At 62.0% G+C, this 20,538-nt stretch carries 21 protein-coding genes; 11 read left to right on the top strand and 10 right to left on the bottom strand.

Features of this window, described 5'->3' with window-relative positions:
• Positions 1 to 120: 120 nt before the first annotated feature.
• Positions 121 to 2,961, top strand: a complete 2,841-nt coding sequence (locus tag BM017_RS05385) for a class I adenylate cyclase (protein ID WP_092241720.1) — start codon at positions 121 to 123, stop codon at positions 2,959 to 2,961.
• On the opposite strand, the gene rnk is transcribed toward BM017_RS05385, so the two are convergent.
• From rnk to cyaY, 3 genes are all read right to left on the bottom strand, one after another.
• Positions 2,958 to 3,371 carry a nucleoside diphosphate kinase regulator gene (rnk, locus tag BM017_RS05380; RefSeq protein ID WP_058424215.1) on the bottom strand — a complete coding sequence of 138 codons (414 nt, stop codon included), beginning with the start codon at positions 3,369 to 3,371 and terminating at the stop codon, positions 2,958 to 2,960. The two genes, BM017_RS05385 and rnk, sit on opposite strands and share 4 nt — an antisense overlap.
• A gap of 130 nt (positions 3,372 to 3,501) precedes the next feature.
• Complete coding sequence (locus BM017_RS05375; RefSeq protein WP_092242377.1) at positions 3,502 to 3,720, bottom strand: DUF1289 domain-containing protein; 219 nt, start codon at positions 3,718 to 3,720, stop codon at positions 3,502 to 3,504.
• A gap of 2 nt (positions 3,721 to 3,722) precedes the next feature.
• On the bottom strand, positions 3,723 to 4,055 hold the full coding sequence (cyaY, locus tag BM017_RS05370; protein WP_092241718.1) for an iron donor protein CyaY: 333 nt from the start codon (positions 4,053 to 4,055) through the stop codon (positions 3,723 to 3,725).
• Between the two features lie 238 nt (positions 4,056 to 4,293).
• On the opposite strand from cyaY, the gene BM017_RS05365 reads away from it, so the two are divergent.
• Genes BM017_RS05365 through BM017_RS05340 form a run of 6 tightly spaced genes read left to right on the top strand, consistent with a single transcriptional unit; the run spans position 4,294 to position 8,879 of the window.
• The gene (locus BM017_RS05365; protein WP_010207449.1) at positions 4,294 to 4,464 is read left to right on the top strand and encodes an LPS translocon maturation chaperone LptM; all 171 of its coding nucleotides are present in this window, start codon (positions 4,294 to 4,296) and stop codon (positions 4,462 to 4,464) included.
• Between the two features lie 9 nt (positions 4,465 to 4,473).
• Complete coding sequence (lysA, locus tag BM017_RS05360) at positions 4,474 to 5,721, top strand: diaminopimelate decarboxylase (protein WP_092241716.1); 1,248 nt, start codon at positions 4,474 to 4,476, stop codon at positions 5,719 to 5,721.
• Positions 5,722 to 5,724: 3 nt separating this feature from the next.
• On the top strand, positions 5,725 to 6,555 hold the full coding sequence (gene dapF, locus BM017_RS05355) for a diaminopimelate epimerase (protein ID WP_092241714.1): 831 nt from the start codon (positions 5,725 to 5,727) through the stop codon (positions 6,553 to 6,555).
• A 13-nt stretch (positions 6,556 to 6,568) separates the two neighbouring features.
• Positions 6,569 to 7,285 (top strand): DUF484 family protein, encoded by a 717-nt coding sequence (locus tag BM017_RS05350; RefSeq protein WP_071488047.1) that lies wholly within the window; start codon positions 6,569 to 6,571, stop codon positions 7,283 to 7,285.
• Positions 7,286 to 7,287: 2 nt separating this feature from the next.
• Complete coding sequence (xerC, locus tag BM017_RS05345) at positions 7,288 to 8,187, top strand: tyrosine recombinase XerC (RefSeq protein WP_092241712.1); 900 nt, start codon at positions 7,288 to 7,290, stop codon at positions 8,185 to 8,187.
• Positions 8,184 to 8,879, top strand: coding sequence for an HAD family hydrolase (locus BM017_RS05340; RefSeq protein ID WP_092241710.1), 696 nt, complete (start codon positions 8,184 to 8,186; stop codon positions 8,877 to 8,879). The genes xerC and BM017_RS05340 overlap by 4 nt, the downstream gene beginning before the upstream one ends.
• A 183-nt stretch (positions 8,880 to 9,062) precedes the next feature.
• Here the strand turns inward: BM017_RS05340 and sutA are convergent, their stop codons facing one another.
• From sutA to glnK, 4 genes are all read right to left on the bottom strand, one after another.
• Positions 9,063 to 9,386: a transcriptional regulator SutA gene (gene sutA, locus BM017_RS05335; RefSeq protein WP_092241708.1), complete on the bottom strand. Its 324-nt coding sequence runs from the start codon at positions 9,384 to 9,386 to the stop codon at positions 9,063 to 9,065.
• A 103-nt stretch (positions 9,387 to 9,489) separates the two neighbouring features.
• Complete coding sequence (locus tag BM017_RS05330) at positions 9,490 to 9,915, bottom strand: secondary thiamine-phosphate synthase enzyme YjbQ (protein ID WP_010567185.1); 426 nt, start codon at positions 9,913 to 9,915, stop codon at positions 9,490 to 9,492.
• A 211-nt stretch (positions 9,916 to 10,126) separates the two neighbouring features.
• A complete protein-coding gene (locus BM017_RS05325; protein ID WP_071488051.1) occupies positions 10,127 to 11,464 on the bottom strand; it encodes an ammonium transporter in 1,338 nt (445 codons plus the stop codon).
• Positions 11,465 to 11,498: 34 nt separating this feature from the next.
• Positions 11,499 to 11,837, bottom strand: a complete 339-nt coding sequence (gene glnK / locus BM017_RS05320; protein WP_002555808.1) for a P-II family nitrogen regulator — start codon at positions 11,835 to 11,837, stop codon at positions 11,499 to 11,501.
• 422 nt (positions 11,838 to 12,259) lie between these two features.
• Between glnK and BM017_RS05315 the strand changes: the two genes are divergently transcribed.
• Together BM017_RS05315 and BM017_RS05310 are read left to right on the top strand one after the other, a co-directional pair.
• Positions 12,260 to 12,523 carry an accessory factor UbiK family protein gene (locus BM017_RS05315; RefSeq protein WP_058424222.1) on the top strand — a complete coding sequence of 88 codons (264 nt, stop codon included), beginning with the start codon at positions 12,260 to 12,262 and terminating at the stop codon, positions 12,521 to 12,523.
• Positions 12,524 to 12,736: 213 nt separating this feature from the next.
• The gene (locus BM017_RS05310; RefSeq protein ID WP_092241706.1) at positions 12,737 to 14,233 is read left to right on the top strand and encodes a YifB family Mg chelatase-like AAA ATPase; all 1,497 of its coding nucleotides are present in this window, start codon (positions 12,737 to 12,739) and stop codon (positions 14,231 to 14,233) included.
• Here the strand turns inward: BM017_RS05310 and BM017_RS05305 are convergent.
• Positions 14,230 to 14,814: a TetR/AcrR family transcriptional regulator gene (locus tag BM017_RS05305; RefSeq protein WP_071488054.1), complete on the bottom strand. Its 585-nt coding sequence runs from the start codon at positions 14,812 to 14,814 to the stop codon at positions 14,230 to 14,232. The genes BM017_RS05310 and BM017_RS05305 overlap by 4 nt on opposite strands.
• A 114-nt stretch (positions 14,815 to 14,928) precedes the next feature.
• On the opposite strand from BM017_RS05305, the gene BM017_RS05300 reads away from it, so the two are divergent.
• The gene (locus BM017_RS05300) at positions 14,929 to 15,843 is read left to right on the top strand and encodes an ABC transporter six-transmembrane domain-containing protein (RefSeq protein ID WP_092241704.1); all 915 of its coding nucleotides are present in this window, start codon (positions 14,929 to 14,931) and stop codon (positions 15,841 to 15,843) included.
• Positions 15,844 to 15,846: 3 nt separating this feature from the next.
• Here BM017_RS05300 and BM017_RS05295 read toward each other — a convergent pair whose 3' ends face one another.
• Entirely contained in the window at positions 15,847 to 17,823 is a 1,977-nt protein-coding gene (locus BM017_RS05295) for a methyl-accepting chemotaxis protein (protein ID WP_092241702.1), read from the bottom strand.
• Positions 17,824 to 18,000: 177 nt separating this feature from the next.
• A complete protein-coding gene (locus BM017_RS05290) occupies positions 18,001 to 18,921 on the bottom strand; it encodes a LysR substrate-binding domain-containing protein (protein ID WP_058424225.1) in 921 nt (306 codons plus the stop codon).
• Positions 18,922 to 19,070: 149 nt separating this feature from the next.
• On the opposite strand from BM017_RS05290, the gene BM017_RS05285 reads away from it, so the two are divergent.
• Positions 19,071 to 20,474 carry a NorM family multidrug efflux MATE transporter gene (locus BM017_RS05285; protein WP_092241700.1) on the top strand — a complete coding sequence of 468 codons (1,404 nt, stop codon included), beginning with the start codon at positions 19,071 to 19,073 and terminating at the stop codon, positions 20,472 to 20,474.
• Positions 20,475 to 20,538: the final 64 nt, after the last annotated feature.

The raw sequence follows: 20,538 nt of genomic DNA, 5'->3' as shown, positions 1-20,538 counted from the left end.
TGCTTTGGAGGTGCGAAAATTCTGACGTCAAAATCCATTTCCCTCTAAACCTCCTACGCTACTGGCTGTAAACTCCTACATGGCCGCCCACGTCGGGCTCTGCGAGCCACCGACTTCGACATGACCCGCACCCATGAGATCCGCCCCGACCTGGACGAAGGCATCGACCGTAAGGTGCTGGCCCAATTGCGCGCGCGTTTCATGGCCCTCAACGAAGGGCGCATGGCCCGGGCTGTCGAAGGGCTGACTCCGCGTCAGCAAAGCGTGCTGACCTTGTTGCCGCTGTTCTTCCACGTCAATCACCCGTTGCTGCCCGGCTATGTATCGGGCAGTACACCGGCCGGCCTGTCGAATTTCGAACCCGACGCCCAGGCACTGACCGAAGCCCAGCGCCTGACCCGCTCGTTCTCCTACAAGCCACGCCACGGCAACCCACCGCGACCGATTCACGGCCTGTTTCTGATGGGCAGCCTTGGGACGCTGGCCCAGGCCGACCAGAGCGATATGGATGTGTGGGTGTGTCACGCCGCCGACCTGAGCGAGGTGGAACTGGCCGAACTGCGCAAGAAATGCCAACTGCTGGAAGCCTGGGCCCTGACCATGGGTGCCGAGGCGCACTTCTTCCTGATCGAGCCGACACGCTTTGTGCTCGGTGAGCGCGACACACAACTGAGTTCCGACGATTGCGGCACCACCCAGCATTACCTGTTGCTGGACGAGTTCTACCGCACCGCCATCTGGCTCGCCGGGCGTACACCGATCTGGTGGCTGGTGCCGGTGTATGAAGAGACTCGTTATGCCGAGTTCACCCACACGCTGATTTCCAAGCGCTTTATCCGTGCCGACGAAACCCTGGACCTTGGCCACCTGGCGCGCATCCCTCCGGGCGAATTCATCGGCGCCGGGTTGTGGCAGCTGTTCAAGGGCATCGAGTCGCCCTACAAGTCGGTGCTCAAGCTGCTGCTGACCGAGGTCTATGCCAGCGAACACCCGAACGTGCACTGCCTGAGCCTGCGCTTCAAGCGCGCGGTATTCGCCAACCAGATGGACCTGGACGAGCTGGACCCCTACATCGTGGTCTACCGCCGTATCGAGGAATACCTCAAGGCCCGCAACGAGCCAGAACGCCTGGAGCTGGTGCGGCGTGCGCTGTACCTCAAGGTCAACCGCAAGCTCAGCGCCGGCCAGCGCAGCACCAGCTGGCAACGCCTGCTGCTGGAGCGCCTGGCCCATGAATGGGGCTGGGACCAGCGCCAACTGACACTGCTGGACAGTCGCAGCCAATGGAAAGTACGCCAGGTCGCCTCCGAGCGCCGCGCATTGGTCAACGAGCTCAATTACAGCTATCGCTTCCTGACCCAGTTCGCTCGCACCGAACAGACCGTCAGCCTGATCAACAAGCGCGACCTCAACGTATTGGGCCGGCGCCTGTATGCCGCCTTTGAACGCAAGGCCGGCAAAGTCGAGTTCATCAACCCCGGCATCGCCCCGGATCTGGCCGAAGACACCCTGACCCTGGTGCAATCGCCCAATCGCAAGGAGCCGGGCCAACACCACTGGGGCCTGTACAACGGCAACCTCACGGCCCTGGAATGGGAGCACTTCGCGCCGATCAAGCGCAGCCGCGACCTGCTGGAGATGCTCACCTGGTGCCATCGCAACGGTGTGATCGACAGCAGCACCCGCCTGGCCCTGCACCCCGGCACCAGCGACATGACTGAGTTCGAGCTGTTCAACCTGTTGGGCAGCCTGCAACAGAGCGTCGCCCTGCCCCTGGCCAGCGTCGATGAAGAGCGCCTGCTGCGCTCGGCGGTGCCTGAGGAAGTCCTGCTGCTGATCAACGTCGGCGTCGACCCGCTCAAGCACCACCGCGACCTGAACATCCTGATGACCACCGAACGCACCGACTCCCTGAGTTATGCCGGTGTGCGCGACAACCTGGTGCTGACCCTGGACCAGGTCACGCTCAACAGCTGGAACGAGGTGATGGTCAGCCGCTACGACGGCCCTCACGCCCTGCTCGACTGCCTGCGCGACTACCTCAATCAATTGCCGGCGGACCATCTGCCACGGCTGCGGGTGCGCTGCTTCTGTCACAACCGCGCACAGTTCATTGCCCAGCGCGTGGAAGAAATCTTCGACACCGCCCAGAACCTGCTGCTCGGTCAGGGCAATCACCGTTACCTGCTCCAGGTACAGCAGCACTATCACGTGATGGAGCTGATACCGGGCCAGGCGACCCACGTGTCACTGCCCACCCAGGACGCGCTGATCGCCTACCTCAGCGAAGAACTGGCCTGCTACAGCCCGCTGCATCTGGACGCCATGGCCCTGGAAGACCATGACCTGGCGCTGCTGCTGCCGATGGGGCTAGCCGATTGCGTGCAGGTGTTCTACCGAGTCAACGAAGGCTTCGCCGAGTTGTATGTGCTGGATGAATTCAACGCGTTGTGGCAGCAGCGCTTGCCGTTCCATGACGAACAGAGCCTGCTGGCGCCATTGCAGCGCTTTTTGCAGTCGATCATTTATCGCCGCGACGCGCTGTCACCGCTGGACACGCATGAGCCACTGGGCGCAGTGCAAACCTTGTATTACCAACTGCTGCCGTCGGGCAGCGGTCGCGCGCGCGGCATCGAGCCTCGCCCTGCGCCGTCGAACCCGGCGAATAAACCGTTCTATGACGTGCAGGCGATTATCGGCAAGGCAGCGCCGGGCCAAGTGGGGATCACCCTGTACTGCAATCAGCGGGAGTTTTCCGAGCTGGAATTTGGCGACCAGCTGTTTGCAGTGGTCGCCCAGGAAATCGTCGGGCAACGCCGGGAGCCCGAACGTTACCGCTGCTACATCACCGACTTAGACCTGTCCGGCCTGCTCGGTGATGTGCAAAGCCCCAGCAACCTGTACCTGCGCTACAAGGCCGAGCTGGAACTGTCGCTCAACGAGGCGCTGAGCCGGATTTAAAGAGGGAAGGCACCGCCGTCCTTGGGCTGGCCTTCAACACTGAGCAATTCCAGCTTGAGCGTCTTGCCGCCCGGGGCCGGCCAGTCGATATGCTGGCCAACCTGCAGGCCAAGCAAAGCACTGCCTACCGGTGCCAGGATCGAGATCTTGCCTTCATCGGCATTGGCATCTTTCGGGTAGACCAGGGTCAGGTGGTAGTCCTTGCCGCTGCCTTGCTCACGGCAATGCACGCTGGAGTTCATGGTCACGACACCCGCAGGCACTTCATCGTGGCCAACCACTTCTTCGGCGCGGTCGAGTTCGGCTTGCAACGCTTCGACGCCGGGAGATTCGTCGCCCAGGCGGTCGATCAGTTGCTCCAGACGCTGCACGTCAAGACGGGTGAGGATGATGGACGGTGCGGTGGTCATGATTCAGGCAGACTCCTTTTTTCTGCACAAAAAAGCAAAACCCCGCCAGGAAAGGCGGGGTTCTCACGGGCCTCGATGAGTTGAGGCGTATCCGGACACTACCACAGCGTCACAAATAAACAAGACGGCCTCAGGCGCGGGCCCGGCGCTGCTCGGCCTCGGCGCAGATGATCCGGCGCCGTGCATCGTCGGCAGAGCGCCATTCACGGATGTCTTCCACATGGCGGAAACAGCCGAGGCAGACTTTCTGCTCGTCCAGGCGACACAAACTGATACAAGGTGACGGCACCGCCGGGCTGACATTACTGAACAGCGGCTTGGGCGGACGGACGGGAGCAGGCTGGGTCACCATCAAATCTCGTCGAAATCCAGGTCGGCGCCGGCTTGTTCCTTGACCAGGCGCGCGAGCATTTCACTGAGCAGTTCATCGCTGGTGTCACACTGCCAATTGTTGTCTTCTTCGTTGAAATCAAAGTGAAAACCACCGGAACGCGCAGCCAGCCACAACTGACGCAGCGGTTCCTGGCGGCTGAAGATCAATTGAGTGCCGTTTTCAAACTTGACGGTCAGTACACCGGCCGAGTTTTCCAGGTCCACGTCCAGGCCGCTGTCGTCGAAAATATCTTCCAGCGCCTGCTGGGTCGAATCCACCAGGTCGTGAAAACGGGCTTCGGTCAAACTCATTGTGGCAACCTCAAAAGTGTCTGGTTTTGCTCGAGCGCCGCACGATACGGGCGAGCCCCGCCGATTGCAAAGGATACCGATTCCATCACGATTGGCGGTACGAAATATCCACGGCCAGCGTAGTCCACTTCATCTTCATGTCGGCAAACCCCCGCCGGACGGGTATTCCAGCGCATAGGCAAGCTGGCGGGTGGTCGGTATACTCGGGCGCAATTAATGCATATTCAAGGATTTCGCCATGAAGCGCCTGATCTCTTCCCTTGCTGCGCTCGTCGCGGTCGCTTGCCTCGTTAGTGCCTGTGGTCAAAAAGGCCCGCTGTACCTGCCCGATGACAGCAAAGACCCGAATGAACAGGCGCAATCGTCGCAAAAACCATCCAAAGCGCATAAGCACGACACCTACGAATAAGGGTATTCCATGGACGCTTTTAACTACCGGGACGGCGAGCTGTTCGCGGAAGGCGTGGCGTTGTCCGCGATTGCCGAGCGCTTTGGCACCCCGACCTATGTGTATTCCCGTGCGCATATCGAAGCCCAGTACCGCTCGTTCACCGATGCGCTCGACGGCGTGCCGCACCTGGTGTGCTACGCGGTCAAGGCCAACTCCAACCTGGGTGTACTGAATGTCCTGGCGCGCCTCGGCGCTGGTTTTGACATCGTCTCCCGTGGCGAGCTGGAACGTGTGCTGGCTGCCGGCGGCAAAGCCGACAAGATCGTGTTCTCCGGCGTCGGCAAGACCCGCGAAGACATGCGCCGCGCCCTGGAAGTCGGCGTGCATTGCTTCAACATCGAATCCACCGATGAACTCGAGCGCCTGCAGGTCGTGGCCGCCGAGATGGGCGTTCGCGCGCCGATCTCCCTGCGCGTCAACCCGGACGTCGACGCCGGCACCCACCCGTACATTTCCACCGGTCTCAAAGAGAACAAGTTCGGCATTGCCATTGCCGACGCCGAAGATGTGTACATCCGCGCCGCCCAACTGCCGAACCTGGAAGTGCTGGGCGTCGACTGCCATATCGGCTCGCAACTGACCAGCCTGCCTCCGTTCCTGGATGCCCTCGACCGCCTGCTGGCGCTGATCGACCGTCTCGGCGAATGCGGCATCTACCTGCACCACATCGACCTCGGTGGTGGCGTGGGCGTGCGTTACCGCGATGAAGAGCCACCGCTGATCGCTGACTATATCCAGGCCGTGCGCGAGCGCATCGAAGGCCGCGACCTGACGCTGATGTTCGAGCCGGGCCGCTATATCGTCGCCAACGCGGGCGTGCTGCTGACCCAGGTCGAGTACCTCAAGCACACCGAGCATAAGGACTTCGCAATCGTCGATGCGGCGATGAACGACCTGATCCGCCCGGCGCTGTACCAGGCCTGGATGAATGTCACCGCCGTGACGCCTCGCGCCAGTGAAGCCCGCGCCTACGACATCGTCGGCCCGATCTGCGAGACCGGCGACTTCCTGGCCAAGGATCGTCAGCTGGCCCTGGAAGAAGGCGATCTGCTGGCCGTGCATTCGGCCGGTGCCTATGGGTTTGTCATGAGTTCCAACTACAACACCCGCGGGCGTACCGCCGAGGTGCTGGTGGACGGTGATCAAGCGTTTGAAGTGCGTCGCCGCGAGACGGTAGCCGAGTTGTATGCTGGCGAAAGCCTGCTGCCGGAGTAAGCCATGCTGCTGCGTTTTACCAAGATGCACGGGCTGGGCAATGATTTCATGGTCCTCGACCTGGTCAGCCAGCACGCGCATATCCTGCCCAAGCACGCTAAACAGTGGGGCGATCGTCACACCGGCATTGGTTTCGACCAGTTGCTGATCGTCGAGGCGCCGAGCAACCCGGAGGTGGATTTCCGTTACCGGATCTTCAACTCCGACGGCTCCGAAGTGGAACAGTGCGGCAACGGTGCACGCTGCTTCGCGCGCTTTGTGCTGGACAAGCGCCTGACCGCCAAGCGGCAGATCCGCGTCGAGACCAAGAGCGGCGTGATCGAGCTGGATATCCGCAGCGATGGCCAGATCAGCGTCAACATGGGCGCGCCACGCCTGGTGCCGGCGGATATTCCGTTCCAGGCCACCGAGCAGGCTGTCAGCTATGCGTTGGACGTGGACGGCAAGACCATCGATATTGCCGCCGTATCCATGGGCAACCCCCATGCCGTGCTGCGGGTCGACGACATCAACAATGCGCCCGTGCATGAATGGGGGCCGAAGATCGAACACCACCCGCGCTTTCCGGCGCGGGTCAACGTGGGCTTCCTGCAGGTGATCGACCGTACCCGCGCGCAATTGCGTGTATGGGAACGCGGCGCCGGCGAAACCCAGGCCTGCGGCACCGGCGCGTGCGCCGCTGCCGTGGCCGCGATCAGCCAGGGGTGGATGGATTCGCCACTGCTGATCGACCTGCCCGGCGGACGCTTGTCCATCGAGTGGGCTGGCCCTGGCCACCCGGTGATGATGACCGGGCCGGCCTCGCGCGTATACGAAGGACAGGTCCGTCTATGAGTGAGCCAAGCCAATGACCGATAAGCCTCAAGTACCCGCACAAGCATCCCCGAGCAACAGCCTGGAGGCCGCTGCTGTCGCGGCGTACCTTGAGGCTAATCCGGACTTCTTCGTCGAACACGAAGAGCTGTTGCCGGCCCTGCGCATCCCTCACCAGCGCGGCGATACCGTATCGCTGGTAGAGCGGCAGATGAAGATCCTGCGCGAGCGCAACATTGAAATGCGCCACAAGCTCTCGCACCTGATGGACGTCGCCCGCGACAACGATCGCCTGTTCGAGAAAACCCGCCGCCTGATCCTGACCCTGATGGATGCCACCAGTCTTGAAGAAACGGTGATCGCGGTGGAAGACAGCCTGCGCCAGGACTTCCAGGTGCCGTTCGTGAGCCTGATCCTGTTCAGCGACAACCCGATGCCGGTGGGTCGTTGGGTCAGCGGCAGCGACGCACAAACCACCATCGGTGGCCTGCTGTCCGAAGGCAAGACCATCAGCGGCACCTTGCGTGAGCATGAGCTGGACTTCCTGTTTGGGGCCGAACAGCGCAAGCAGATCGGCTCCACTGCCGTCGTCGCCCTCAGTCATCAAGGCCTGCATGGCGTGCTGGCCATCGCCAGCCGCGATCCTCAGCACTACAAAAGCTCCGTGGGTACCTTGTTCCTGACCTACATCGCCGAAGTACTGGGCCGCGTCTTGCCGCGTTTCACCACCGCCCTGCGCGCGGTGCGCTAGCCATGGAACGGCAACTGGACGCTTACTGCGCTCACCTGCGCAACGAGCGCCAGGTGTCGCCCCATACCCTGGAAGCCTATCGACGGGACTTGAACAAGGTCCTGACGTACTGCGAAAAACAACAGATCAGCAGCTGGAAGGACCTGGATATCCAGGGCCTGCGCAGCCTGATCGCGCGACTGCATCAGGCCGGCCAATCCTCGCGCAGCCTGTCGCGCCTGCTCTCGGCGGTGCGTGGGCTCTATCACTACCTGAACCGTGAAGGCCTGTGCGACCACGACCCGGCCAACGGCCTGTCGCCACCCAAGGGCGAGCGGCGCCTGCCCAAGACCCTGGACACTGACCGTGCCCTGCAACTGTTGGACGGTGCGGTCGAGGATGATTTCCTGGCCCACCGCGACCAGGCGATTCTGGAACTGTTCTATTCCTCGGGCCTGCGCCTTTCTGAGCTGACCGGCCTGAACCTGGATCAACTGGACCTGGCCGACGGCCTGGTGCAAGTGCTCGGCAAGGGCAGCAAGACCCGCGTCCTACCGGTAGGCCGCAAGGCACGGGAAGCATTGCAGCTGTGGTTGCCGCTGCGCCTGCTGACCAACCCGGCGGACGATGCGGTGTTCGTCAGCCAGCAAGGCCGGCGTCTTGGACCAAGGGCGATTCAGGTGCGGGTGAAGGCCGCCGGGGAGCGAGAGCTGGGGCAGAACCTGCACCCACATATGCTGCGACACTCTTTCGCCAGCCATCTGCTGGAATCGTCCCAGGACCTGCGCGCCGTGCAAGAGCTACTGGGCCACTCCGATATCAAGACCACACAGATCTATACCCATCTGGATTTCCAACACCTGGCAACGGTATACGACAGCGCCCACCCAAGGGCCAAACGCATCAAGGACGGCGACTCATGAGTATCAAGCTGATCACCTTCGACCTGGACGACACGCTCTGGGACAACGTACCTGTCATCATCAGCGCCGAGGCGTCGATGCGCGAATGGCTGGCGCTTAACGCCGCCAAGGTCGGCGATTTGCCGCTGGAACACTTCGCCAGTCTTCGCCAACAGGTGCTGGAGCGCCATCCCGAGCTGAAACACCGCATCAGCATCCTGCGTCACCGGGTGTTGATGCATGCATTTGAAGAGGCTGGTTATCCGCAGCCTGAGGCCACGGAAATGGCCGATGTGTGCTTCGAAGCATTCATTCATGCGCGCCACCAGCTCACTCCGTTTCCCGAAGCCGAGCCTATGCTCCAGGCGCTACGCCAGCACTTCCTGCTGGGTGTGATCACCAACGGCAATGCCGATGTGCAGCGTGTTGGCCTGGCGGACTACTTCCATTTTGCACTGCGGGCCGAAGATATCGGCATCGCCAAGCCAGATGCGCGGTTGTTTCAGGAGGCCTTGCAGCGTGGTGGCGTGGACGCAAGTGCGGCGGTGCATGTTGGCGATCATCCGGGGGATGACATTGCCGGGGCGCAGCAGGCGGGGTTACGGGCAGTGTGGTTTAACCCGACGGGTAAGGCATGGGAGGGGGACAAGCGACCGGATGCGCAGATTCGTAGCCTGACAGAGTTGCCGGAACTGCTGCGCAGCTGGAAGTAACACCGTAGGTCAACATGTGGGAGGGGGCTTGCCCCCGATTACAGTGGGTCAGCCAATATATTCGTTGGCTGATACACCGCTATCGGGGGCAAGCCCCCTCCCACATTTTTATCGCCGGTAACGTCCAGGCATGAAAAAACCCGCAGCGACGGCGGGCTTTTTCTTACAAGCAGGTGACTGACCTCAAATAGGTCGGCTGCCGTACTTGTTATCCGGCTTCTTCGGTGGGTCTGCCACCACGTTGGCCTCGACTTCCTGCACTTTGCCGCCTTTAGCGAGGAACTCTTCCATCGCACGGGCCAGGGCATCACGCTCTTTGTTCTTGGCTTCAACGCTTGGCAATTCATCTACCGACACAGCTGCCTTGGCTTTGCCTTTGGCGGCCGGGACAGGCGCATCATCGCCACTGTCGTCGTCGGCAACGTCTTCCGCCGCCTCAAGGCCTTCTTCGGTGTCGTCTTCGTCACCTACTTCGAGTTCGTCGTTTTCCAGATCATCGTCGCTCATGTTCTACCTCATGACTTGCGAAAAGCAGATTAGTTATAGCCCAGCTTCACCCTCTGTCGACGGCTGCCGGAAAAAAATCAACATCCACTGGTTAACCAGTGGCTTATGCCCCATCACCGTGCAAGGTGGCGAGGACTTTACGAGCACCGCCATGATCACGGTGCTCGCCCAGATAAACACCTTGCCAGGTCCCCATCGCCAAGCGGCCGGCCTTCACCGGCAAACTCAGCTGGCAGCCCAGGAGACTGGCCTTGAAGTGCGCCGGCAGGTCGTCCGGACCTTCGTCGTTGTGTTCGAACCCTGCGAGGCCTTGCGGCACCAGCGAATTGAAATAACGTTCGAAGTCACGGCGTACCGCCGGGTCGGCATTCTCGTTGACGGTCAACGAGGCCGAGGTGTGCTGCAGCCACAGATGCAACAAGCCCACGCGACAGGCCTTCAATTCAGGCAAGCCGGCCAGCAACTCATCGGTTACCAGGTGAAAGCCCCGGGGCTTGGCCCGCAGGGTAATCAGGGTCTGTTGCCACATACAGTTCTCCGCCCATCGGCGCGCATTCTAGCGCGCTCAGGGAAAAAACAAAGTGCCGAATACGCCTACATGCCTGTAAGACATTGGCATGCGGAAAAGTGCCGTGTGCATCCCATCACAAACACTGGATAAAAACCGGTACAGCTCGTTATGACTGACAAACAACAGACAAAAAAATGCCCGGCAAGCCGGGCATCTTTTTTTCGCGTACTTACAGGTTGTAGCCGCGCTCGTTGTGTTGCGCCAGGTCGAGGCCGACCGCCTCTTCCTCTTCGGTCACCCGCAGGCCCATGACCATGTCCAGCACCTTGAGGATGATGAAGGTCACGATAGCGGTGTAGATCACCGTGAAGCCGACCCCTTTGGCCTGGATCCAGACCTGTGCAGCCACGTCAGTCACCGTGCCGAAGCCGCCCAGCGCAGGGGCTGCGAATACACCGGTGAGGATCGCGCCGACGATACCGCCGATACCGTGCACGCCGAATGCGTCCAGGGAGTCGTCGTAGCCAAGCTTGCGCTTGAGGCTGGTGGCGCAGAAGAAGCAGATCACACCGGCGACCAGGCCGATCACCAGGGCGCCCATCGGCCCGACGGTGCCAGCGGCTGGGGTGATGGCTACCAGGCCAGCCACCACACCCGAGGCGATGCCCAGTGCGCTTGGCTTACCGTGGGTGATCCACTCGGCGAACATCCAGCCCAGCGCCGCAGCAGCAGTAGCGATCTGGGTGACCAGCATCGCCATGCCGGCAGTGCCGTTGGCCGCAGCGGCCGAGCCGGCGTTGAAGCCGAACCAGCCGATCCACAGCATGGCCGCGCCGATCAGGGTGTAACCGAGGTTGTGCGGTGCCATCGGGGTGGTCGGGAAGCCTTTACGCTTGCCGAGCACGATGCACGCCACCAGGCCAGCCACACCGGCGTTGATGTGCACCACTGTGCCACCGGCGAAGTCCAGCACGCCCCAGTCCCACAGCAAGCCACCATTACCGCTCCAGACCATGTGTGCGATTGGCGCATAGACGAGGGTGAACCAGATGGCCATGAAGATCAGCATCGCGGAGAACTTCATACGCTCGGCGAACGCACCGACGATCAGCGCCGGGGTAATGATGGCGAAGGTCATCTGGAAGGTGATGAACACCGCTTCCGGGAACAACGCCGCAGGCCCGGTGATGCTGGCCGGGGTTACGCCCGCCAGGAACGCCTTGCCCATGCCGCCGAAGAAGGAGTTGAAGTTGACGACGCCCTGCTCCATACCGGTCGTGTCGAACGCGATGCTGTAGCCGTAGATGACCCACAACACGCTGATCAGGCCAGTGATGGCGAAGCATTGCATCATCACGGAAAGAATGTTTTTGGAGCGCACCATGCCGCCGTAGAACAGCGCCAGGCCTGGAATGGTCATGAACAGCACCAGCGCGGTGGATGTGAGCATCCACGCTGTGTCACCGGAATTGAGGACTGGAGCCGCCACTTCGTCTGCCGCCATGGCCAGGCTTGGCATTACGATGGACAACAGGGCTCCGAGCCCTGCGAATTTACGCAGAGTCATATTGTTTTCTCCTGGGGCGTTGGGGTTTGGCGGCTTAGATTGCGTCGGTATCGGTTTCGCCGGTACGGATACGAATAGCCTGTTCCAGATTGACCACGAAGATCTTGCCGTCACCGATCTTGCCAGTGTTGGCGGCCTTGGTTATCGCCTCGATAACCCGGTCAAGATCCTTGTCGTCAATCGCGACATCAATCTTCACCTTCGGCAGGAAATCGACTACGTATTCCGCGCCGCGATACAGCTCGGTGTGACCCTTCTGCCGACCGAAGCCTTTGACCTCAGTAACGGTAATGCCCTGCACGCCGATCTCGGACAACGACTCGCGTACATCGTCCAACTTGAACGGCTTGATGATGGCAGTGACTAGCTTCATGAAAACTCTCTCCCGAATTGGTGGACTTGCCCCAGGAAAACAAACCCGTCTCAAGTCTAAGCGCAGTGCCTGGCTTTGTAACGCGTCGTCGCCTCGGCATTTGCCGTTGCGACGCCAGCGAACCACTGGTGACGAAACCTGTACCCCTGATCCGTCGGCGCACTGCATTCGTCACAGCGACTGCATCAGTGCATGGGTCATGATCGTCTAAGCAGAAACCTTGCCAGCTCCGTAAAAATCACTGAAATCAGTCCTTTGCTCACTTTTGCCCAACTGCGGGGCTTTTTGATGGCGGCAATGCGCACAAAAACAGTGCGCAACCGCCCGACCCGCTGCGCGAAAAGCGTGCGCTCGCCGCCACGGAAAAGACTATAGACGCTGCGTGGTACACTGCCGGCCAACAGTATTCCGGAATATTTCCCATGCTCGCGCCCAAAGACCTCCTCGACGCCCTGAGCGGCCACGCCTCTCGCCTGTTCAGCGGCGACACCCCGCTGCCCCGCAATGAAATCGAAAGCCAGTTCAAGGCGCTGCTGCAAAGCGGCTTCAGCAAACTCGACCTGGTGAGCCGGGAAGAGTTTGATAGCCAGATGGTGGTGCTGGCCCGCACACGTGCGCGGCTGGAGAGCCTGGAGGCCAAAGTCGCTGAGCTGGAAGCCAAGATGACACCGCCCTCTGCTGAATAAACGCGGTCAGTGTGGGAGCTGGCTTGCCTGCGATGCAGACGCCTCGGTGTATCAGTTGCACGCAGGCGATGCTATCGCAGGCAAGCCAGCTCCCACATAAAGCGCTGCGAACGACTCTGGATACGTTCTGTAAAACCTCCCTCGCCTCGCATTTCTCCACCTCGTCTACCCTTGAAAAACCGCAGGAAGCGGCCCTCTTTTCAAGGAACGAGCATGTCCCTCGCCATCGTCCACAGCCGCGCCCAGATCGGCGTCGAAGCCCCTGCCGTCACCGTCGAAGTGCACATGGCCAACGGTTTGCCATCCCTCACCCTGGTGGGTTTGCCGGAAACCGCCGTCAAGGAAAGCAAGGACCGGGTGCGCAGCGCCATTCTCAACTCCGCCCTGCAATACCCTGCTCGGCGCATCACCCTCAACCTGGCACCCGCCGACCTGCCCAAGGACGGCGGGCGCTTTGACCTGGCGATAGCGCTGGGCATCCTGGCGGCCAGCGTTCAAGTGCCGGCGCTGATGCTCGATGAGGTGGAATGCCTCGGCGAGTTGGCGCTGTCCGGCGAAGTGCGAGCAGTGAAAGGCGTGCTGCCGGCCGCGTTGGCGGCACGCAAGGCCGGGCGCACCGTGATAGTGCCGCGGGCGAATGCCGAGGAGGCGTGCCTGGCCTCGGGGTTGAAGGTGATTGCGGTAGATCATTTGCTGCAGGTCGTGGCGCACCTGAATGGGCATCAGCCCATAGAGTCCTACAAGTCCGACGGCTTGCTGTACCTGAACAAGCCATACCCTGACCTGAGCGAAGTACAGGGCCAGCTCGCCGCCAAGCGCGCACTGCTGATCGCGGCGGCGGGCGCGCATAACCTGCTGTTCAGCGGCCCGCCCGGCACCGGCAAGACACTGCTTGCCAGTCGCCTGCCGGGTTTGTTGCCACCGTTGAGCGAGCAGGAAGCCTTGGAAGTGGCGGCTATCCAGTCGGTCGTCAGCCTGGCACCGCTGAGTCACTGGCCACACCGACCGTTTCGCCAGCCGCACCACTCTGCATCAGGTCCGGCATTGGTGGGCGGCGGGTCGAAACCGCAGCCTGGGGAGATTACCCTGGCCCATCACGGCGTACTGTTCCTCGATGAATTGCCGGAGTTCGACCGCAAGGTGCTGGAGGTGCTGCGCGAGCCTCTGGAATCGGGCCACATCGTCATCTCCCGCGCTCGCGATCGCGTCAGCTTCCCGGCCCGCTTCCAACTGGTAGCCGCCATGAACCCCTGCCCTTGCGGGTACATGGGCGAACCCAACGGGCGTTGTCGCTGCACGCCGGAGCAGGTTCAGCGCTATCGCAACAAGCTCTCCGGCCCTTTGTTGGACCGCATCGACTTGCACCTCACTGTGGCGCGGGAAACCACCGCGCTGAATCCAACCCAGCAGGTGGGCAATAACACGGCCGAGGCATCGGCACGGGTCGCCCAGGCCCGCGATCGCCAACAGCAACGCCAGGGCTGTGCGAATGCGTTCCTTGACCTGCCAGGGCTGCGCAAGCACTGCAAGCTGACCAAGACCGATGAAGGCTGGCTGGAAACCGCCTGTGAACGGTTGACGCTATCCCTGCGCGCGGCCCATCGTCTGCTCAAAGTGGCGCGTACCCTGGCCGACCTTGAGCACGCCGATAACATCACTCGACCGCACCTGGCGGAAGCGCTGCAATATCGGCCCGCGGCCGTCGGCTAGGGCGCCTCTGGGAAGTCCAGCAGCAGCCGCGCCACTTCCATCACTTCATCCAGGGCCGCTTCGGCCGACTCCATGGATGGTTTGAGCATCAGGTCGTCGGCATAGCCCATCGCCACGGCAAAGATCTGGCGGGCAGCGCGTTGTGGCGAGTCACAACGCAAGACGTTGGCAGCCACACCCCGCTCGATCACCTCGGCGAGCATGCCTTGCCATTGGGCGTTGATCGCCAGGTAAGCCTGGGCCATTTCCGGGTCCTGCATGGCTTCGTCCCAGGCATCCAGCCACAGCGCCCACCCCGCATCGGCGGTGCTTGGCAGGCAGTCGCGCAAAAAACCCACAAAGGCTTCCAGGGGCGCTGCTTCTGCCAGGGGCGCGCGTACTTCGTCCAGCTGCTCGTTGGCAAACCGCACGAAGGCTTCGCGGCGCAGCTCCTTCCAGTCGCTGAAGTAGTGATAGACGTGGCTGCGGGACAGGCCTGCATGTTCGGCCAGGTCGCGGGTGGACACATCGGCAAAACCCTTGCTGCGAAACAGTTCCAGGGCGGCGGCGATGATCTGGTCTTTACGGTCGATACGCGACATGGGCAATTCCTTCCAGGCACCGGCAGATAAGCGGCGCTTGCTTTTTGAGCGATCGCTCAAGGATACTTGAGCAGTCGCTCAATAATAGCGTCTATCACTCCTTTGGTGCACCCCATGTCATCCGTCACACCGCAAATCCTGATCGAAGAAAGTCAGAAAATCGGCCAGCAATCCGCCGGCCAGACGCTCAAGGCCATTGCCAAAGCCTATCCGGGCAAGCTGTCCGCCACACTGTCGCTGGTCGCGCTGGAGAACGCGCTGCTGCTGGCCTACCCGTTGTTTGCCGGGTTTGCGGTGGACTCGATCATCCGCGGCGACACGGGTAACGCGCTGCTCTACGCCGCCGTGGTCCTGGCGTTCTGGGTGGTCGGCGCGGCGCGCCGGGCGTTGGATACGCGGACTTTCACGCGGATCTACGCCGATCTGGCGGTGCCGGTGATCCTCAACCAACGCCTGCAGAACCACAGCACGTCGAAATCGGCGGCGCGGGTGGTGCTTGCTCGGGAGTTCGTCGACTTCTTTGAAAAGCATGTACCGATCATCGCCACGGCGCTGGTGTCGATTATCGGCGCGGCAGTGATGTTGATCGTGATCGAGCCCTGGGTAGGCCTGGCGTGCCTGGGCGCGCTGGTGCTGTGCATCACGTTGTTGCCACGCTTTGCCCGGCGCAACCAAGCGCTGCATGAACGGCTGAACAACCGGCTGGAAAAAGAAATCGGCCTGGTGGAAAAGGTCGGCGCACCGACCCTGCGGCGCCACTACCAGGTGCTTTCGCGCCTGCGCATCTGGCTGTCAGACCGCGAGGCGGCTGCGTACCTGTTTCTTGGCACGCTGGCCGCCTTGCTGTTTGTGGTCGCCATCAGCCAGTTGGCACAGTCACCCGCGGTCAAGGCCGGCCATATCTATGCAGTCATGACTTACCTGTGGACCTTCGTCACCAGCATGGACGAAGCCCCCGGCATGGTCGACCAACTGGCGCGCCTGAAGGACATCGGCAAGCGCGTGGACCCCGGCCTGGGCGACCGCTAGGCCTCAACGAAACCGATCTACCTCATGCCGCAAGCCTGCCGCCAGGGTCTCCAGTTCCTTGGCGGTAATCGCCAGGTTCGACACCACTTCCCGCTGCTCGCTATTGGCCAGCGCGATGCTCTGCAAGTTGCTGCTGAGCAAGGTCGCGGTGCTGCTCTGTTCCTGAGTGGCGGTGGTGATCGCGGCAAACTGCTGACCGGCCGAGCGGCTTTGCTCGTCGATACGCGCCAGGGCCGACGCCACGTCGGCGTTACGCGACAGGCCTTCCTGCATCAACACATTGCCGCGCTCCATAGTGCTGATGGCGTTGCCGGTTTCCTGCTGGATGCTCTGGATCATTCCGGAGATTTCGTCAGTGGCCTCTCGAGTACGCGACGCCAGGTTGCGCACCTCATCGGCGACCACCGCAAACCCACGGCCTTGTTCACCAGCGCGGGCAGCCTCGATGGCGGCGTTGAGCGCCAGCAGGTTGGTCTGTTCGGCAATCGAGGTGATCACACCGACGATTCCGCCGATCTCTTGGGAGCGTTGTCCCAGGGTGTTGATCACCGTGGCTGTGCTGTTGAGCGCGGCAGCGATGTGTTCCAGGGATGACGACGCCTCTTGCATCGAGTTGCGCCCGATGCGGGTTTGTTGGGCGTTTTCCTGGGCCAGGCGTTCGGTGCTGCCCATGTTGTCGGCGATGTTCAGCGAGGTGGCGCTGAACTCTTCCACCGCGCCGGCCATGCTGGTGATCTCGCCGGACTGCTGCTCCATGCCTTCATAGGCGCCACCGGACAAGCCGGACAGCGCCTGCGCACGGCTGTTGACCTCTTCAGCCGCCTTGCGGATATGCGAGACCATGGTCGACAGCGCTTCACCCATCTGGTTGAAGCTGCGCGCCAGTTGGCCGATTTCGTCATGACTGGACACATTCAAGCGCGCGCTCAAGTCGCCCGCGCCCAGGGCTTCGGCCTGGCGCACCAGGTCGCCCAACGGCGCCAGCTTGCTGCGCAGCAGCCACACCGTTGCACCAACCGCCAGCAGCATGGCCAGCACGCTGCCTATGACCAGGCGGATACCGACGTCCCACGTCACCGAGCGGATCTCAGCCTTGGGCATGCTCGCGACAACGGCCCATGGCCCGCCCTCGAAGGGTACCGACACGCTGTAGAAATCTTCGTTTTTGTCTGCCCAGAAGCGCCCGGTGCCCGGCGTCTTGGCCAGGTCCAGCATCACGGGTACGGCTTGATCCAGCGCCTGCACGCCCGCCGGCGGTACAAGCCAGCGCTTCTGCTCATCCAGCAAGGCGAGGGAGCCGGTCTGGCCGATGCGGAAACGCTTGAGGTTCTCGAACTGGGCATTCTGCGCATCGGTGTAGTCGAACCCGATGAACAACACCGCGATCACCTGCCCACTGCTGTCGCGCACCGGGCTGTACTGGGTCATGTAGGAGCGGTCGAACAGCACCGCGCGGCCGATATAGGTCTGCCCGCCGAGCACCCGCTGGTAAGCCGGGCCCTGGCGATCCAGCACCGTGCCGATGGCCCGGTTGCCATCCTGCTTGGTCAACGAGGTGCTGATGCGGATAAAGTCTTCGCCGCTGCGCACGAATACCGTGGCCACGCCGCCGGACATCTGCTTGAACTCATCCACTTCATTGAAGTTGTTGTTCAACACCTGATTGCCCAGGTACAGGCTAGGCGTCTGCACACCGGCCACGGTCACAGGCTGGTCCGCATGCACGCTCAAGCCGGCGCCGAAGCGCTTTTCAAACAGCCCGCTCAAACGCTGGGTACTTTCGCGCAAGGTGCTGTGGAAGGTGTTGAGTTGGTCGGCGAGCAAACGTGCCTCGCTGGCCAGGTGCTCCTCGCGGGTAGCGAGGTTGGCGGAGTCGAGGGAACGCAAGGCAAACACGGTGCTGCCGCTGATGACGACAGCCAGAATCACGGCTAATGCCAGGCCTAACTGGGAGGCTATCCGGGCGCGAGGTTGAGACATGACGGCTCCTGGCCGAGGCCAGGATCATCCTGATCTCATAGCGTTGCTCGGCAAATTATCCAGTGGGAAACGTTGGTGTACGATGGTTCCAACACACCTACTTCGGCGAGCCGAGGCAATACTTGAGCGATCCGCAGGGGTATCACGCAAACGATTGCACAAACAGTCTGTCGCCCCTCACTCGAGGCGTTCGACCTGAGGCAATTCCATCGCCTTGACTTCCGCCTGCAGAAACTCCGCCAAGCGCCGCAAACGCTCACCGCCGGGGCGGGTTTTCGGCCATACCAGGTAGTAGTTTTCGCCACTGGCCACCGCCGTTGGCCAGGGCAGGCTCAATCGACCCTGGGCCACGTCTTCGGCCACCATCAGCAAATCGCCCATGGACACACCGTAGCCCCGCGCAGCGGCGATCATGCCCAGTTCGAGGGTATCGAATACCTGCCCGCCCTTGAGCGACACCTGGGATGACAACCCCATGCGCTCCAACCAATTGCGCCAATCGCGACGGTCGGGCGTGGGGTGCAGCAATTCAGCGGTGGCCAGGCGTGCAGCATCCCAGGGCCCGTCCTCCAGCAGGTTCGGCGCACCTACCGGGATCAGCAGCTCCGGAAACAGGTAGCTGGCCTCCCAGTCCGCCGGGAAGTGCCCGTAGCTCAGCAGCACCGCGCAGTCGAAGGGCTCCTGGTTGAAATCCACCTCGTCCACGCTCATCCACGCGCTGGTCAGTTGCACCTCATTGCCTGGCTGCAACGCGCGGAAGCGGCTAAGCCGCGCCAGCAGCCAGCGCATGGTCAGGGTCGACGGTGCCTTCATGCGCAGGATGTCGTCTTCGGCGTTCAAGGTATGGCAGGCCCGCTCCAACGCTGCAAAACCTTCGCGCACGCCGGGCAAGAGCAGGCGCGCCGCCTCGGTGAGCTGCAAGGTGCGGCCACTGCGCTGGAACAGGCGACAGGCGAAATGCTCTTCCAGCGTGCGGATATGTCGGCTCACCGCACTTTGCGTGATGGAGAGCTCCTCCGCTGCCCGAGTGAAGGAATTGTGCCGAGAGGCGGCCTCGAATGCGCGCAAGGCATACAGCGGAGCAAGGCGACGAGACATCGGTAAATTCCTGCATAGCGATCCACCAACACTATCAGATCAATACACATGAGTTTAAGTCATGTACACCATCGCTTTAATCCTTTTGTGTAATTAACCCAGAGCGCCGAGAATCAAGCCTTCCCCAACCCTCTGACTTGTCGAGCGTGATGATCATGCAACATCCGGCACGTACCGAACTCTGGGCCATTCTACGGCTGTCAGGGCCGTTGATTGCCTCACAGTTGGCACACATGCTGATGGTGCTGACCGACACCCTGATGATGGCGCGCCTGAGCCCCGAAGCCCTGGCCGGTGGCGGCCTGGGCGCGGCGACCTACTCGTTCGTGGCGATTTTCTGCATCGGCGTGATTGCCGCCGTGGGCACGCTGGTGGCCATCCGTCACGGCGCGGGCGATATCGACGGCGCCACCCGCCTGACCCAGGCCGGGCTATGGCTGGCGTGGCTGATGGCCCTGGCGGCCGGTTTGCTGCTGTGGAATCTCAAGCCAGTGCTGCTGATGTTTGGCCAGACCGAGACCAACGTGCACTCGGCCGGGCAATTCCTGACGATCTTGCCGTTCGCCCTGCCCGGCTACCTGAGTTTCATGGCCCTGCGCGGCTTCACCAGTGCAATCGGCAAGGCGACGCCAGTGATGGTGATCAGCCTTGGCGGCACGGTAGCCAACTACCTGCTCAACCACGCGCTGATCGAAGGCATGTTCGGCCTGCCCAAGCTCGGCCTGATGGGTATCGGCCTGGTCACGGCCATCGTTGCCAATGGCATGGCGCTGACGCTGATGTGGTACATCCGCAGCAACCGCACCTATGCGGCCTACCCGCTGAGCACAGGCCTGTTTCGCCTCAACACCCAGTACCTGCGCGAATTGTGGCGCCTGGGCCTGCCGATCGGCGGCACCTATGCGGTGGAGGTCGGGTTGTTTGCGTTTGCGGCGCTGTGCATGGGCACCATGGGCAGTACGCAGTTGGCGGCGCATCAGATCGCATTGCAGATCGTCTCGGTGGCGTTCATGGTGCCTGCGGGAATGTCCTACGCGGTGACCATGCGCATCGGCCAGCACTACGGCGCCGGGCAGTTGCTGCAGGCGCGCCTGGCCGGTCGTGTCGGCATCGGCTTTGGCGCGGCGATCATGCTGGGATTTGCTGCCGTGCTGTGGCTCTATTCCGACCCGCTGATCGGACTGCTCATCGACCACAACGACCCGGCGTTCCACGACGTGATCGTCCTGGCCGTCAGCCTGCTGGCCGTCGCCGCCTGGTTCGAGCTGTTCGATGGCGTGCAGACCATCGCCATGGGCTGCATTCGCGGGCTCAAGGACGCCAAGACCACCTTCCTGATCGGCGCGGGCTGCTATTGGTTGATTGGCGCACCATCGGCCTGGCTGATGGCCTTCACCCTGGGCTGGGGACCGACCGGTGTGTGGTGGGGCCTGGCGCTGGGCCTGGCATGCGCGGCAGTGAGCCTGACCTGGGCGTTTGAGGCGAAGATGAAGCGGATGATTCGCAAGGAGCCGCCGCGGCAGGAAATGTGGGAGGGGGCTTGCCCCCGATAGCGTTGGGTCAGTTGCAGATGAACTGGCTGACACTCCGCCATCGGGGGCAAGCCCCCTCCCACAT

The organism is Pseudomonas sp. NFPP04 (assembly GCF_900113815.1).
Lineage (GTDB): Bacteria > Pseudomonadota > Gammaproteobacteria > Pseudomonadales > Pseudomonadaceae > Aquipseudomonas > Aquipseudomonas extremorientalis.
The sequence above is the reverse complement of the archived record's forward strand: the minus strand, read 5'-3'. Positions and strand labels throughout refer to the sequence as shown.